The sequence below is a fragment of the Archangium gephyra genome (assembly GCF_049060025.1).
GTDB lineage: Bacteria > Myxococcota > Myxococcia > Myxococcales > Myxococcaceae > Archangium > Archangium gephyra_A.
The window spans coordinates 6,073,670-6,087,845 of the sequence record NZ_JBMEQQ010000002.1 but is presented as its reverse complement, the minus strand read 5'-3'; the positions used below and the strand labels follow the sequence as shown (position 1 = coordinate 6,087,845).

The following is a 14,176-nucleotide window of genomic DNA, read 5'->3' as shown; positions in this document are numbered from 1 at the left end:
TTCAAGTCGAAGTGCGGCAACAGGGGTGGCAAGGCCTGGGGGAAGGTGGATTTCCTACCCCACGCGGGTTATTCAGAGCGTATGGCCCGGGTGAAGGGGAGCCGCAACGCCGACTACGAGAAGGAGCGCGAACGCCTGCTGGAGGCGGTCCGCGTGCGCCTGCTCGCGAAGGACGGGGCGCAGGCGAGCTTCCGCGAGCTCGCCGAGGTGGCCGGGGTGAGCGTGGCCACGCTGCGCCACTACTTCGGCTCGCGCGAGGCGCTGCTGACGGAGGTGATGGCGGACATGCACCGGCGCGGCCTGCCGTACCTGCACGCCACCGCCACGGAGTTTCACGGCCCGGTGCGCGAGTCGCTCGGGTGGTTCCTCCAGCAGTTCCTCATCGGCTGGCGCATGGGGGTGGGGGCGGTGCACGCCTTCGGCCTCACCGCGAGCGTGGGCCACGAGAAGCTGGGCCCCGTGTACGTGCAGGAATTGCTCGAGCCCACGCTGCAGGCGGCCGAGGCCCGGCTGTCACGCCACATCGCCGACGGAGAGCTGCGGCGCTGCGATGTGCGCCACGCCGCGCTGGAGCTGGTGTGCCCGGTGGTTCTCGGCCTGCTGCACCAGGTGCAGCTCTCGGGCGCGCGCTGCCGGCCGCTGGACGTGGAGCGCTTCCTGGAGGACCACCTGGATACGTTCCTCCGGGCCCATGCCGCGGACCCCGAGTCCCCGGCGCGCCCGGCTTAGGGCACGCCGAGCAGGAGCCCGAGCGTGGCCAGCGTCATCGCGGTGCCCTGCTGCGCGAGCGCGGGGGGAATCGAGAGCATCACGGGCCGCTCCGGCGGGCCTCCACAGCTTCGCGAGCCCACGTAGCTCCCGTCCCGGGTGGCTCGCAGCTCGTAGCTGCACGGGCCCACCGTCCCGGTGAGCTCCTCATCGCTGATGTTCAGCTCCGTGAGCCGGCCGTAGAAGGAGCCCCGGGCGTGGGTGACGCCGTCCTTGTCCTCGAAGCTCAACCGGGTCAGCTCCCGGCCCACGGTGCCTCCCAGTTCCTTGCCGTTGAGGCCGAGGAACACCGTCTGGCCAAAGGCCCTCCCGCGCAGCGTCTTCCCGTCACGCGAGAGCTGGAGGTCGGGGCCGCTGACGCTGTCCCCGGTCACGCGCGCCGTGATGGCGGCGTTGGGGGTGCGCAGGAAGAGGTACTGGTCCCCGCTCTGTGCGGCCGCCGTTCCGAAGACGAGCAGGGCGGCCATCCCGAGCGCCCGACCGATTCGCTGGGTGTACGAGGAATTCATGCTGGAAGAATAAGAATGGAGGAGCCCCCGTGTGTCCTGCCCCCGGCCGCCCGCTCGTGGGGAGGCGGGGATGGCGTGCTCCATCAAGACGGCACGGCGGGCGTCCGCCCGGTTGCCGGGCGAGCACGAGCGGTGGCCGTTATCTTCTCCGGCATGTCCATGCAGGCGTCTTCCCCGTCCAGCCGTCCACACGCCGGGCCCCAGCGCGATGGCCCCCAGGGACATGTGCCCGTGGGGCTCATCCTCCGGGGCATCCTGATGTTGACGATGATGGTGGGGCTGGTGGCCGCGCTGCACTACTACCTCGGGGTGCGGCTCGTGTCGGACCCGGGACTGGCGCAGCCGTGGGCGGGGCTCGGCTGGTCGGTGTTGTGGCTCGGCTTCGCGTCCATTCCGGCGGCCATGGCGTCCACGCGGATGAAGCCCTCGTGGAAGGAGCAGGTGCTGCACTGGGGCGGCATGTTGTGGATGGGCGCCTTCGGGCTGCTGCTGACGGCCACGGTGGCGGCGGACGTGGTGGGGTGGGTGTGGCGGCTCGTGGGCCCGGCGCCGCTGCTGGCGCGCGACAAGGCCCTGGCGGTGGTGGGCGTGGTGGTGCCGGCGATGCTGTTCGCCTTCCGCACGGCGCGCGCTCCCGCGCGTGTGGAGCGCGTCACGGTGCCGGTGAAGGGGTTGGGCGCGGGGCTGTCTGGCATGAAGGTGGTGCAGATCTCCGACATCCACATCGGCCCCACGCTGGATCGGCGCTTCATGCAGCGGGTGGTGGAGCAGGTGAACGCGCTCCAGCCCGACGTGGTGGCGGTGACGGGGGACCTGGTGGACGGCAGCGTCACGCGGCTGCGCGACGAGGTGGCTCCGCTCGCCGGCCTGCGCGCGCCGCTGGGCGTCTACTACGTCACCGGCAACCACGAGTACTACCACGGGGGCGCTTCCTGGTCCGCCGAGGTGGCCCGGTTGGGGCTCACCGTGCTGAACAACGCGCACCGGGTGGTGGAGCGCGGGGGCGCGCGCCTGACGGTGGCGGGCGTGACGGACCTCGAGGGCGGGCGGATGGACCCGTCTCACGCGTGCCGGCCGGACGTGGCGCTCGCGGACGCACCGGCGGGCGTGCCCCGGTTGCTGCTCGCGCACCAGCCTCGCGTGGCGGTGCTGGCCCGGGGCCTGGGCGTGGACCTGCAGCTCTCCGGGCACACGCACGGCGGACAGCTCTTCCCCTTCATGGCCTTCGTGAAGCTGCAGCAGCCCGTCATCCAGGGACTGGCCACCATCGCCGGGGTGCGCGTCTACACCCACCGCGGCACCGGCTACTGGGGCCCACCCCTGCGCCTGGGGCCCGCGCCCGAAATCACCGAGCTGACACTCGTGAGCGCGTAGCTCGCAGGTGCGCGCCGGGTTCACTGGCTGTCGTATCGCGGAGGGATGCGTTGCCCCTTCTTCCACTCCGGCGTTAGCCTGCGTCCGTGCCTTCCGCGTCCCAAGGCCGGGCCACCTCCGCGCCCATGCGTGTCCTCTTCGTGGCGGACGATGCCCTGCTGCGCGACACCGCCCGGCGCGAGCTGTCGCCGGGCTTCGAGCTGCTGCCCGTCAACACCTTCGCCCTGGCCCTGCCCCTGCTCGAGCTCGAGCCGGCGCCCACCGCCATCATCATCGACCTGGGGCTGGCGGACGCGAAGGGCGCGGCGGACTTCCTCGCCACCCTGGTGGAGCGCAACTACCCCGGCCCCCGCGTTCTCTTGTCCAGCAAGTTCCGCCCCGAGGAAGCCTCCACCCTCAGCCAGGCCAGCATCATCCACTTCGCGCTCGCCATGCCGTGGGCTCCCGGCGAGCTGCGCGCCTTCGTGGAGGCCGCGCTCGGCTTCCGCCCCTTTCCGAGCGCCCTGCACGCCAGCTGATGGTGGGTGGTACGCGCGTCCGGGCTCCGCATCATCATCGGCCGGCCTCTCGCACCCCGCCTCCTGCCCGGGATGCCATACAATCCCTCTTTTCCCCAGCTCAGCGGGCGTGAATTCCGCCCGGGCTGGAGAAAATGGGTGGAAAGTGCCGGTGTGGCATTTGAACCTACCTGCACGAGGGCACTACGATTTTCACCAGGTGACAGATCAGTCACCTGGGAGCCACCCGCGGTGACCTGGGCGTTCCGGCGATGGTGCCGGGGCACTTCCACGGGTCTCGAGGGAGCTCCCCCGCCGTCGTCCAAAGGGAGCTTCCCCACGTGAGAAGGTTGGTTGCCACGCTGTCAGGGCTGGCGCTGGTGTTGTCTGGTACTGGCGCCGCTGCCCGTTCGTTGCCGAATTACGATGCACTGCAGGACGCGAAGCCCTCGGGCCGAGCCATCGCTGGCTTCAAGCCGGTGAAGGAGTCGAGGGCGCGCATCGCCCATGTGGACGCGCTGACCCAGGCGCCCACGTTCATCTGGGCCAGGAAGGGCGCGGACACGAAGCTGGGCGCGGCGTACGCGCGCATGGCGCCCGAGGACGCCGCGATGGTGCAGGTCGCGGAGCATGCCGCCCTCTATGGACTGAGCTCCTTCGAGTCGGCGGGCGCGCGGGTCGTCTCCGTCAGCCGGAGCGCCCAGGGCGTCAAGGTGGTGACACTCGCCCAGGAGGCCTCGGGCATCGAGGTCTTCCGCCAGAGCCTCAACGTCCTGCTGGACCGCGACAACGAGGTGGTGGCCATCTCCGGCACCCTCTCCAAGCACGTCTCCGCCGACGTGCCCGCCGCGCGCATGCGCTTCACGCTGCCGGCCCATGAGGCCATCTCCCTGGCCTACCGGGACCTGACGGGCTCCGCGCTGGACGCGAGCCTGCTCAAGCGCCTGAGCGAGAAGCAGGTGTCGGACGGCAAGTACTCGCACTACGAGCTGGCCGCCTACGCGCGTCCGCTGGACGAGACGCTGGTCATCCCGGCCCGCGTCAAGCAGGTGCTCTACTCGCTGCCCAACGCGCTGGTGCCCGCCTACTACGTGGAGCTCAACACGGGGCGTCCGGACAGCCAGGAGTCGGACTACTACTCCTACGTCGTGTCCGCGGCCGATGGCCGGCTGCTGATGCGCAACAACCTCACGTCGGACGCGGAGTTCAGCTACCGCACCTTCGCGGACACCACGCCGCCGTACACCCCGCATGACGGCCCCGCGGGCATCAACGCCACCCCGCACCCCACGGGCGCGCCGGGCAGCGGCTTCATCCCGGCGTACGTGGCGCCCTCGCTGGTCACCCTGCAGAACGCGCCCTTCAGCCAGAATGACCCCTGGCTGGCGGACGGTGCCACGGAGACGCGCGGCAACAACGTGGACGCGTACGCGGACCTCGTCGCGCCGGACAACTACAACACGGGCGACCTGCGCCCCACCGTCACCGCGCCGGGCGTGTTCGACCGGACCATGCTGTTCGACCTCCAGCCGAACGCCAACGCGGAGCAGATCGCCGCGGCCACCACGAACCTCTTCTTCGTGAACAACTGGCTGCACGACTGGTACTACGACGCGGGCTTCGACGAGGTCTCCGGCAACGCGCAGACCAACAACTTCGGCCGCGGCGGCCTGGGCAATGACGCCATCCGCGCGCAGGCGCAGGACTACAGCGGTACCAACAACGCCAACATGTCCACGCCGGCGGACGGTGCGTCCCCGCGCATGCAGATGTACCTCTTCACCGGCCCGCGCAACGCGCGCCTGACGGTCAACGCGCCCGCCTCCATCGCGGGCAACTACCCGGTGGGGATCGCCACCGGCTTCGGCCCGCAGATCTTCGATGTGACGGGTGACGTGGTGGCGGCCCTGGACGCGGTGGACCCCACCGTCCCCACCTCCACCAACACCGACGCGTGCACCGAGCTGACGAACGCGGCGGACGTGGCCGGGAAGATCGCCCTGGTGGACCGTGGCTCGTGCGACTTCACGGTCAAGATGGCGAACGCGCAGGCCGCGGGCGCCATCGGCGTCATCGTCGCGGACAACGCGGAAGGCCCGGTCGCCAACATGGGCGGCACCTCCGCCACCATCACCATCCCCGTGCTGCGCCTCACCCAGGCGGACGGCAAGAAGGTGCGCGATGCCTCCGGCGTCAACGTGCGGCTGTTCCGCGCGGCGACCATCGACCTGGACGGCACGGTCGACAACATCATCGTGGCGCACGAGTGGGGCCACTACATCAGCAACCGCCTCGTCGGGAACTCGGCCGGTCTGGTCAACAACCAGGGCCGCGCCATGGGCGAGGGCTGGGGTGACTTCACCGCGCTGCTGATGGTGACGCGCCCGGAGGACATCAACGTCCCCTCCAACGCGAACTGGAACGGCGCCTACGCCGCGGCCGAGTACGCCACGCGTGGCAGCTCCGCGGACTCCACGTTCTTCGGTATCCGCCGCGTGACGTACTCGGCGGACATGGCCAAGAACGCCCTGACGTTCCGCCACATCACCGATGGCGTGGCACTGCCCACCGGCGTGCCCATGTCCCCGGGCGGCGTCAACTCCCAGGTGCACAACTCGGGCGAGGTGTGGGCCACCATGCTGTGGGAGTGCTACGTGGCGCTCCTGCGCGCGCATCCGTTCCAGGAGGCGCAGGACCGGATGAAGAGCTACCTGGTCAACGGGTACAAGATGACGCCCGTGGCGCCGACCTTCCTGGAGGCGCGTGACGCGGTGCTGGCGGCGGCCTACGCCAACGACCCCGCCGACGGTGAGCGCTTGTGGCGGGCCTTCGCCAAGCGCGGCGCCGGTGTGGGCGCGGTGGCTCCGGACCGCTACTCCACCAACCACGTGGGGGCGGTGGAGAGCTTCGCGCTGGGCGCCAGCGTGGATTTCGAGTCCATCTCCTTCGCGGACTCCCTGACGAGCCCCGGCGACGCGGACGGCATCCTCGACAACGGGGAGACGGGCCGCCTGGTCATCGTGGCGAAGAACAGGGGCTCGACGTCGGCCACGAGCACCAGCGTCACCGTCTTCTCGCCCACCCCGGGCGTGACGGTGGGCAATCGTGGCTCGGTCACGTTCCCGGAGATTCCGGTGGGCGGTGAGGCCACGGCGTCCATCCCGGTGACGCTCAACGGCGCGTCGATGGCGCAGCGGGTGGACTTCAGCTTCGCCCTGCGTGACGACGGCCAGGCCGTCCCGGGTGACAAGGCGGTCTCGGTGGCCTTCAAGGTGCACTACAACGAGGTGCCCAACGCGACCCCGACGGAGACCGTGGAGGCCTCGCTCGGCAAGCTGCCCTGGACGCGCGAGGACGTGCCGACGCTGGCCCGTGGCGAGTTCGAGTTGGTGGCGTTCACCGACCTCAACCGGGCCTGGTTCGGCCCGAACCTGGGCGCCGCGAGCGACATCCGCCTCGTCTCCCCGCCGCTCACCGTGAGCAGCACCGAGCCGCTCGTCATCAACTGGCGTCACTCCTACGATCTCGAGGCCGACTACGACGGCGCCATCATCGAGCTTCTCCGAGGACGGCGGCGCGACGTGGGTGGACATCGGCACGCCCCTGTACACCGGCGCGCTCGAGGTCTACGCCGGCAACCTGAACCCGCTGGCGGGCCGTAACACCATCACCGGTACCAGCCCGGGCTTCCCCACGCTCCTCCCCGTCTCGCTGGACCTGGGGACGAGCTACGCGGGCAAGTCGGTGCGGATCCGCTTCCGGATCGGCGCGGACAACGGTGCCGCCGCCACGGGCTGGGTGCTGGATGACCTGTCCTTCTCCGGTATCACGAACACCCCGTTCACGAAGATCTGCTCGAACACGGGCGCCTGCGCGAACAGCCTGCCGGTGGTGTCGGCCGGCCCGGACGTGACGGCCGACGAGCGCACGGTGGTGACCCTCAAGGGCAGCGCGTTGGACTTCGACAACGACGCGCTCACCTATGCGTGGACGCGGGTGTCCGGCCCGGCGGTGACCCTCACCGGCGCCAATACGCCCGGCCCGTCCTTCACCGCCCCCGAGGTGACCACCGACTCCGACGTGGTGCTGCGGCTGACCGTCAGCGACGGCAAGGCCTCGGTCACCGACACCGTGAGCGTGCGGGTGAAGAACGTGAACCGCGCGCCCACCGTGAACGCGGGCCTGGATGGCACCACCGACGAGCGCGGCAGCTACACGCTGTCCGGCTCCGCGAGCGACGCGGATGGTGACACCCTGAGCTACCTGTGGACGCAGGTGTCCGGCACGCCGGTGGCGCTGCGCAACTACGACAAGGCGTCCGCCTCCTTCGCCACGCCGGAGGTCGCGTTCGACGAGACGCTCTCCTTCCAGGTGACGGTGAGCGACGGCAAGGCGACGGCCAGCGACACGGTGGACGTGGTGGTCCGCCACGTGAACCGTGCGCCCATCGTGATGGCGTCGTCCGTGACGGTGGACGAGCGCAGCACCGCTTCCATCGAGGCCACGGCCTCGGACATGGACGGCGATGCGCTGACCTATAGCTGGACGCAGGTGTCCGGCACGCCGGTGGTGCTCTCCGGTGCGGACACCGCGACGGTGTCCTTCCCGACGGGCGAGGTGAACGCCGACAGCGTGCTCACCTTCCAGGTGACGGTGAGCGACGGCACGGCCTCGGCCAGCCGTGACGTGGTGGTGAACGTGCGCCACCTCAACCGCGCGCCGACGGTGAACGCGGGCGTGGACGGCAGCGTGAACGAGCGCGAGTCCGTCACGCTCAGCGGCTCCGCGAGCGACGCGGACGGCGATACCCTCAGCTACTCCTGGGTGCAGGTGTCCGGCACTCCGGTGGCGCTGATCGGTGCCAACATGGCGTCCGCCACCTTCACCGCGCCGGACACGGTCTCCGGTGAGACGCTCTCCTTCCTGCTGACGGTGAGCGACGGCAAGGTGACGGTGAGCGACACGGTGGACGTGATGGTCAACAACCAGAACCGTGCGCCGGTGGTGACGGCGGCCGCGGTGACGGTGGATGAGCGGAGCACCGCCTCCCTCGTGGCCATGGCCTCGGACCCGGACGGCGACGCGCTGACGTATAGCTGGACGCAGGTGTCCGGCGCCCCGTTCACGCTCTCCGGTGAGGACACCGCGACGGTCTCCTTCGCGGCCGGCGAGGTGACCAGCGACCGCTCCTTCACCTTCCGCGTGACGGTGAGCGATGGCGTGGCCTCGGCCAGCCAGAACGTGGTGGTCAACGTGCGCAACGTGAACCGTGCGCCGGTGGCCAACGCGGGTGCCGCGGTCTCCGCGGTGTCCCGTGCCACGGCCAGCCTCGACGGCAGCGCCAGCGCTGACGCCGACGGCGGCGCCCTGTCGTACCAGTGGATCCAGGTGGGTGGCCCGTGGGTGATGCTGGCGGGGGGTGACACCGCCACGCCGTCCTTCACGGCGCCGGACGTCAAGGCGGCCACCGAGCTCGCCTTCCGCCTGGTGGTGCGCGATGGCTCCCTCGACAGCGAGCCCTCGACGGTGACCGTCACCGTCACGCCCGCCGACAACGTGGCCCCGGTGGCCAAGGCCCGCGTCATCGTCTCTGGCAGCCAGGCGTCGATGACGCTCGATGGCTCGGCTTCCAGCGATGCGGATGGCGAAGCGCTCACCTACAAGTGGGAGCAGACGGCCGGCTCGCCCATGCAGCTCGACAACGCCACCCAGGCGGTGCTGAGCGTGGACGTGCCCGCGAGCGGCACCTACGGCTTCCGTCTCACCGTGACGGATGCCCGCGGTATGTCGCACAGCGCCACCGTGGAGGCCTCGGCCACGCTGCCCGTGGAAACGCCTGACGAGGGCGGCTGCTCCTCCACGGGCGCGGGTGCCCCGGCTGGCATGCTCGGCCTGACGCTGCTCGGCCTGCTGCGCCGCCGCCGCTGGCTGAACTGACACCGCCGCCCTCCTCCTCTCGACGAGGGGGAGGGCCGTGGCGTCTGACCTGAAGTGTTCCGGCGGCCGGTTCCCTGTCATCAGGGGGCCGGCCGCTGGTCGTTCATCCCCTCGGTACCCGGAGGAAACGACGGGGGGCTCCTCTCCCGAAGGGAGAGGGATGATTGACTCACTTGTCAAAGTGCTCGTCTCGTCGTCTGCTCCCGCTCCGCAAGGAGACTGAATGGGCAACGAGCTTCGTTTCGACGGGAAGGTCGCCATTGTCACCGGTGCCGGGAATGGCCTGGGCCGCTCACACGCGCTGCTGCTCGCGAGCCGTGGTGCGAAGGTGGTCGTCAATGACCTCGGCGGTTCCAGCACCGGCGGTGGCCGCGGTTCCGAGGCCGCCGACAAGGTGGTCGCTGACATCAAGGCCGCCGGTGGCGAGGCCGTCGCCAACTACGACTCCGTCGAGGACGGCGCGAAGATCGTCCAGTCCGCGCTCGACACCTGGAAGCGCCTGGACATCGTCATCAACAACGCCGGCATCCTCCGCGACACCAGCTTCCAGAAGATGAGCGAGCAGGACTGGGAGCTCGATCTACCGCGTCCACGTGCTCGGCGCCTTCCGCGTCACCCAGGCCGCCTGGCCCCACCTGCGCGACCAGGGTTACGGCCGCATCCTCTTCACGGCCTCCGCCGCTGGCATCTACGGCAACTTCGGGCAGGCCAACTACAGCATGGCCAAGCTCGGCCTCGTGGGCTTCGCCAACACGCTCGCCATCGAGGGCCGCAAGAAGAACATCCTCGTCAACGCCATCGCCCCCATCGCCGGCAGCCGCATGACCGAGACCGTCCTCCCCAAGGAGGTCGTCGATGCGCTCCGCCCCGAGTACGTCAGCCCGCTCGCCGCCTGGCTGTGCCACGAGGACTGCCAGGAGACCGGTGCCCTCTTCGAGGTCGGCGGCGGCTTCATGGCCAAGCTCCGCTGGGAGCGCACCCGCGGCAAGGTGTTCAAGCTCGGCCGCGCCATCACCCCCGAGGCCGTCCAGAAGTCGTGGGAGTCCATCACCGACTTCACCGAGGCCACCCACCCCACCGACGTGGCCGCCGGCATGCAGCCGGTGATGGACAACCTCACCTCCCAGAGCAAGGGTGGCAACGAGTTCATCGACGTCGACGCCGCGCTCGGCTACGAGTTCCCCGAGACCCGTTCCTCCTATGACGAGCGCGACCTCTCGCTCTACGCGCTGGGCGTGGGCGCCGCGCAGGACCCGCTCGACACGAAGGAGCTCCAGTACGTCTACGAGCTGCACGGTGAGGGCTTCCGCCCGCTGCCCACCTACGGCGTCATCCCCGCGCTCAACAGCGTCCTGAAGATGTCCGCCGAGGGCAAGCAGGCCCCGGGTCTCAACTACGGCCTGGACCGCGTCCTCCACGGCGAGCAGTACACGGAGCTGCTCTGCCCGCTGCCCGCCAAGGCCACCCTGCGCCACAAGGGCCGCATCAAGGACATCTTCGACAAGGGCAAGAACGCGCTCGTCGTCACCGAGGTGACCAGCTACGACGCGCAGACGGGCGAGCCGCTCGTGCGCAATGAGATCACCACCTTCGTGCGCGGCGCGGGCGGCTGGGGAGGCGAGCGCGGGCCCGTGACGGATGTTCCCGCTCCGGAGCGCGCGCCCGACGCCGTCATCACCGAGAAGACGCACGAGAACCAGGCGCTCCTCTACCGGCTGTCCGGAGACTGGAACCCGCTGCACGCCGACCCCGAGTTCGCGCGCAACTTCGGCTTCCAGAAGCCCATCCTCCACGGCCTGTGCACCTTCGGCTACGTGGGCCGCCACGTCATCAAGGCCTTCGCCAACGGCGATCCGCGCCTCTTCAAGAGCATCCGCGTGCGCTTCGCCGACACCGTGCTGCCCGGCGAGACGCTCCGCACCGAGATGTGGAAGGACGGCGAGCGCGTCATCATCCGCTGCAAGGCCGTCGAGCGCGACAAGGTCGTCATCAGCAACGCCGCCGTGGAGCTCCACAAGGAGGTGCCCTCGGTCCAGGCGAAGCCCGCCGCCTCCGCGCAGGCGAGCGCTCCCGCCGCGGCCGGTGGTGGCGCCAGCGCCCGTGTCTTCGAGGCCATCCGCGCCTACGTGGCCCAGCACCCCGAGCTCGTGGCCAAGGTGGCCAACGTCTACCTCTTCAAGCTCACCCAGCCGGACAGCACCTGGACGCTGGACCTCAAGAATGGCCCCGGCGCGGTGCAGCAGGGCGCGCAGGGCAAGGCCGACTGCTCGTTGGAGCTCACCGACGCGGACTTCCTCGCCATGACCTCCGGCAAGGCCGATCCGCAGAAGCTCTACTTCGGCGGCAAGCTCAAGATTACCGGCAATGTGATGGCCTCGCAGAAGCTCGGCTTCCTCGCGAAGGTGGGCCCCGCCGGTGAAGGCGCGGCTCCCGCGAAGGCGGCCGCGGCTCCGGCCTCGGGTGGTGAGAAGACCGGCAACGGCCACGCTCCGGCCATCTTCAAGGCGCTCGGCGAGCGGCTGGCGCAGAAGCCCGAGCTGGCCCGCGAGTTGGGCGCCGTCATCCAGTTCCACATCACCGAGCCCAAGGGCTCCTGGGTGGTGGACGGGAAGGGCACTCCCGGGGTGCGCGAGGGAACGGCCGACAAGGCGGACCTGACGCTCCGTCTCCCGGACGAGGAGCTGGCGGCCCTGGTGCAGGACCCGCAGGCCGTGCAGCGGCTCTACCAGCACGGCAAGCTGCGGGTGGACGGGGATGTCCGCGTCGCCTCGCGCCTGGGCTTCCTCAAGCAGCTCATCTGACCCACACGAAAGGAACCACAACCATGGGACGTCGAGTCAATGTCATCGGAGTGGGGATGGTGAAGTTCGCCAAGCCGGGCGCCAGCGAGGAGTACGACGTGATGGCGTCCAAGGCGGCCCAGGCGGCCATCAAGGACGCCGGCATCAGCTATGGCGACATCCAGCAGGCCTATACGGGGTATGTCTTCGGTGACAGCACCTGTGGCCAGCGCGCCGTCTACTCGGTGGGCCTCACCGGTATCCCCGTCATCAACGTGAACAACAACTGCTCCACCGGCTCCACCGCGCTCTACCTCGCGCGCCAGGCCGTCGAGGGCGGCATGGCCGAGTGCGTCCTCGCGCTCGGTTTCGAGAAGATGGAGAAGGGCGCGCTCGCCTCCAAGTTCGACGACCGCGCCAATCCGCTCGAGCGCCACGTGGACACCATGAACCGCGCCCAGGGCATGAACCAGTCGCCCTTCGCCGCGCAGATGTTCGGCGGCGCCGGCCGTGAGTACCGCTGGAAGTACGGCACCAAGCGCGAGACCTTCGCGAAAATCTCGGAGAAGGCCCGCAAGCACGCGAGCAAGAACCCCTTCGCGCTCTTCACCCAGACGCTCTCGGTGGAGGAGATCCTCGCCTCGGACGAGGTCTTCGATCCGCTCACCCGCTTCCAGTGCTGCCCGCCCACGTGCGGCGCCGCCGCGGCCATCGTCTGCTCGGATGAGTTCGCCCGGAAGCTGGGGCACTCCAACCCCGTGTACATCGCCGCCCAGTCGATGACCACGGACCTGCCCTCCAGCTTCGGCGACAGCATGATCAAGATGGTCGGCTTCGACATGGCCGCCCTCGCCGCGAAGCAGGTGTACGAGAAGTCCGGCCTCGGCCCCGAGGACGTGGACGTCGTCGAGCTGCACGACTGCTTCACCGCCAACGAGCTCCTCACCTACGAGGCGCTCGCCCTGTGCAAGGAGGGCGAGGCGGAGAAGTTCATCTGGGACGGCGACAACACCTACGGTGGGAAGTTCGTCACCAACCCCTCGGGCGGACTGCTCTCCAAGGGCCACCCGCTGGGCGCCACGGGCCTCGCGCAGTGCACCGAGCTCGTCTGGCAGCTCCGGGGCCAGGCGGATCAGCGTCAGGTCGAGGGCGCCCGCGTGGCGCTGCAGCACAACCTCGGCCTCGGCGGCGCGTGCGTGGTGACGATGTACCGCCGCGACTAGCCGGCCTGGCGGGCGCCCGGGTTGCTCCCCGCCCCCTGGGAGAGCAGCCGCGGGCGGCTCGCGTCACAACAGGCTCTCTTCCTCTCTAACCGTCCTGGACGACGAGTTTGGAGAGGGAGAGTCACCATGGCGGATACCTTCACCGCTTCGCCGCTGGCTTGCGGCGCCGATTGCAAGGACGCGCACCACCGGCCCCGGAACACGGGCGAGGCGCTGCTCTGCATGAAGAAGGAGCTGAAGCAGCTCTACGACCAGGACGATGGCCGCGCCATCTTCCTGCGCGCCTACTACCTCATGACCGCGCAGGTGAACGCGGCGGTCCATGGGAAGGACGATTTCAAGGAGACCGGCCCCCTCTTCTTCGAGCCCGAGTGCGTCGATCGGCTCGCCGGCCGGTTCTCGGCGCTCTACTTCGAGTCCCTCTCCCGCTCGCGCGCGTGGCCCCCGGAGCCGCCCATCTGCCCGGCCTGGGGGAAGGCCATGGAGCAGGCCATGCAGCCCCGGCCGAGCATCCTCCAGAACCTGCTGCTCGGCATCAACGCGCACATCAACTTCGATCTCGCCCTGGGCATCCATGACGTCATCCGTCAGGACCTCCAGCGCTTGCGGCAGGAGGTAAAGGACCCGGGAGAAGCTCGAGCGCCGGAGCGCGGAGCTGCTGGCCCGGTGGAAGTTCGACCATGACCAGATGAACAACGTCCTCGTGCGCTGCAACCCGAAGATCCAGGAGGTCCTGAGCCGCGAGTTCCGGGGCGCCATGGGCGTCTTGAGCAGGCTGTTCGGCCTGTTCGACGAGCTCATCACCATCACCGGGCTGCGCTACTACCGGGACCGCGTCTGGAACAACGTGCTCGGGTTGCTGGCGGCGAAGCCGGAGGAGCCTCGAGAAGGTGAAGCTGCGGCTGCGCTGGGAATCGCTGCAGGTGGCCGAGTTCATCATCGACGGGGGCTGGCTCAACAGCGCGCTGTACAGCGTGGACCGGGGACTGCGCCGGGGAAGCACCGCGGGCAGGTTCCAGCCCGAGCGGGATGGCATGAAGGTCCACGCGGGGGGAAGCCTGGGCCACCGGCTCCAGCGGCCCTTCTGA

The 14,176-nt window shown here is 69.7% G+C and carries 10 protein-coding genes and 2 pseudogenes; 11 read left to right on the top strand and 1 reads right to left on the bottom strand.

All coding sequences use genetic code 11. The features are described 5' to 3' along the window. Positions 1-81 precede the first annotated feature (81 nt). A complete protein-coding gene (locus ACN28I_RS26315) occupies positions 82-729 on the top strand; it encodes a TetR/AcrR family transcriptional regulator (protein WP_420944686.1) in 648 nt (215 codons plus the stop codon). Here the strand turns inward: ACN28I_RS26315 and ACN28I_RS26310 are convergent. Beyond that, positions 726-1,235 (bottom strand): hypothetical protein, encoded by a 510-nt coding sequence (locus ACN28I_RS26310; RefSeq protein ID WP_420944685.1) that lies wholly within the window; start codon positions 1,233-1,235, stop codon positions 726-728. The genes ACN28I_RS26315 and ACN28I_RS26310 overlap by 4 nt on opposite strands. 201 nt (positions 1,236-1,436) lie before the next feature. Here ACN28I_RS26310 and ACN28I_RS26305 point away from each other — a divergent pair, with 201 nt between their 5' ends. The 10 genes and pseudogenes from ACN28I_RS26305 to ACN28I_RS26260 all read left to right on the top strand — a co-directional run bounded on the left by ACN28I_RS26305 (position 1,437) and on the right by ACN28I_RS26260 (position 14,176). Next, positions 1,437-2,651 (top strand): metallophosphoesterase, encoded by a 1,215-nt coding sequence (locus ACN28I_RS26305; RefSeq protein WP_420948718.1) that lies wholly within the window; start codon positions 1,437-1,439, stop codon positions 2,649-2,651. Between the two features lie 125 nt (positions 2,652-2,776). Beyond that, complete coding sequence (locus ACN28I_RS26300; RefSeq protein WP_420944684.1) at positions 2,777-3,169, top strand: hypothetical protein; 393 nt, start codon at positions 2,777-2,779, stop codon at positions 3,167-3,169. Between the two features lie 320 nt (positions 3,170-3,489). Next, complete coding sequence (locus tag ACN28I_RS26295) at positions 3,490-6,810, top strand: myxosortase-dependent M36 family metallopeptidase (RefSeq protein ID WP_420944683.1); 3,321 nt, start codon at positions 3,490-3,492, stop codon at positions 6,808-6,810. Further along, positions 6,734-9,085 carry a PKD domain-containing protein gene (locus ACN28I_RS26290; protein WP_420944682.1) on the top strand — a complete coding sequence of 784 codons (2,352 nt, stop codon included), beginning with the start codon at positions 6,734-6,736 and terminating at the stop codon, positions 9,083-9,085. The genes ACN28I_RS26295 and ACN28I_RS26290 overlap by 77 nt, the downstream gene beginning before the upstream one ends. Before the next feature lie 223 nt (positions 9,086-9,308). Beyond that, positions 9,309-9,599: pseudogene (locus tag ACN28I_RS26285) on the top strand (SDR family NAD(P)-dependent oxidoreductase); the annotation flags it as partial. Between the two features lie 79 nt (positions 9,600-9,678). Further along, complete coding sequence (locus tag ACN28I_RS26280) at positions 9,679-11,886, top strand: SDR family NAD(P)-dependent oxidoreductase (RefSeq protein WP_420944681.1); 2,208 nt, start codon at positions 9,679-9,681, stop codon at positions 11,884-11,886. A gap of 23 nt (positions 11,887-11,909) precedes the next feature. Then, a complete protein-coding gene (locus tag ACN28I_RS26275; protein ID WP_420944680.1) occupies positions 11,910-13,088 on the top strand; it encodes a lipid-transfer protein in 1,179 nt (392 codons plus the stop codon). 126 nt (positions 13,089-13,214) lie between these two features. Further along, positions 13,215-13,772, top strand: coding sequence for a DUF5995 family protein (locus ACN28I_RS26270; RefSeq protein ID WP_420944679.1), 558 nt, complete (start codon positions 13,215-13,217; stop codon positions 13,770-13,772). A gap of 4 nt (positions 13,773-13,776) precedes the next feature. Continuing rightward, positions 13,777-13,923, top strand: a pseudogene (locus ACN28I_RS26265) (hypothetical protein); the annotation flags it as partial. A gap of 55 nt (positions 13,924-13,978) precedes the next feature. After that, positions 13,979-14,176, top strand: coding sequence for a hypothetical protein (locus ACN28I_RS26260; RefSeq protein WP_420948895.1), 198 nt, complete (start codon positions 13,979-13,981; stop codon positions 14,174-14,176).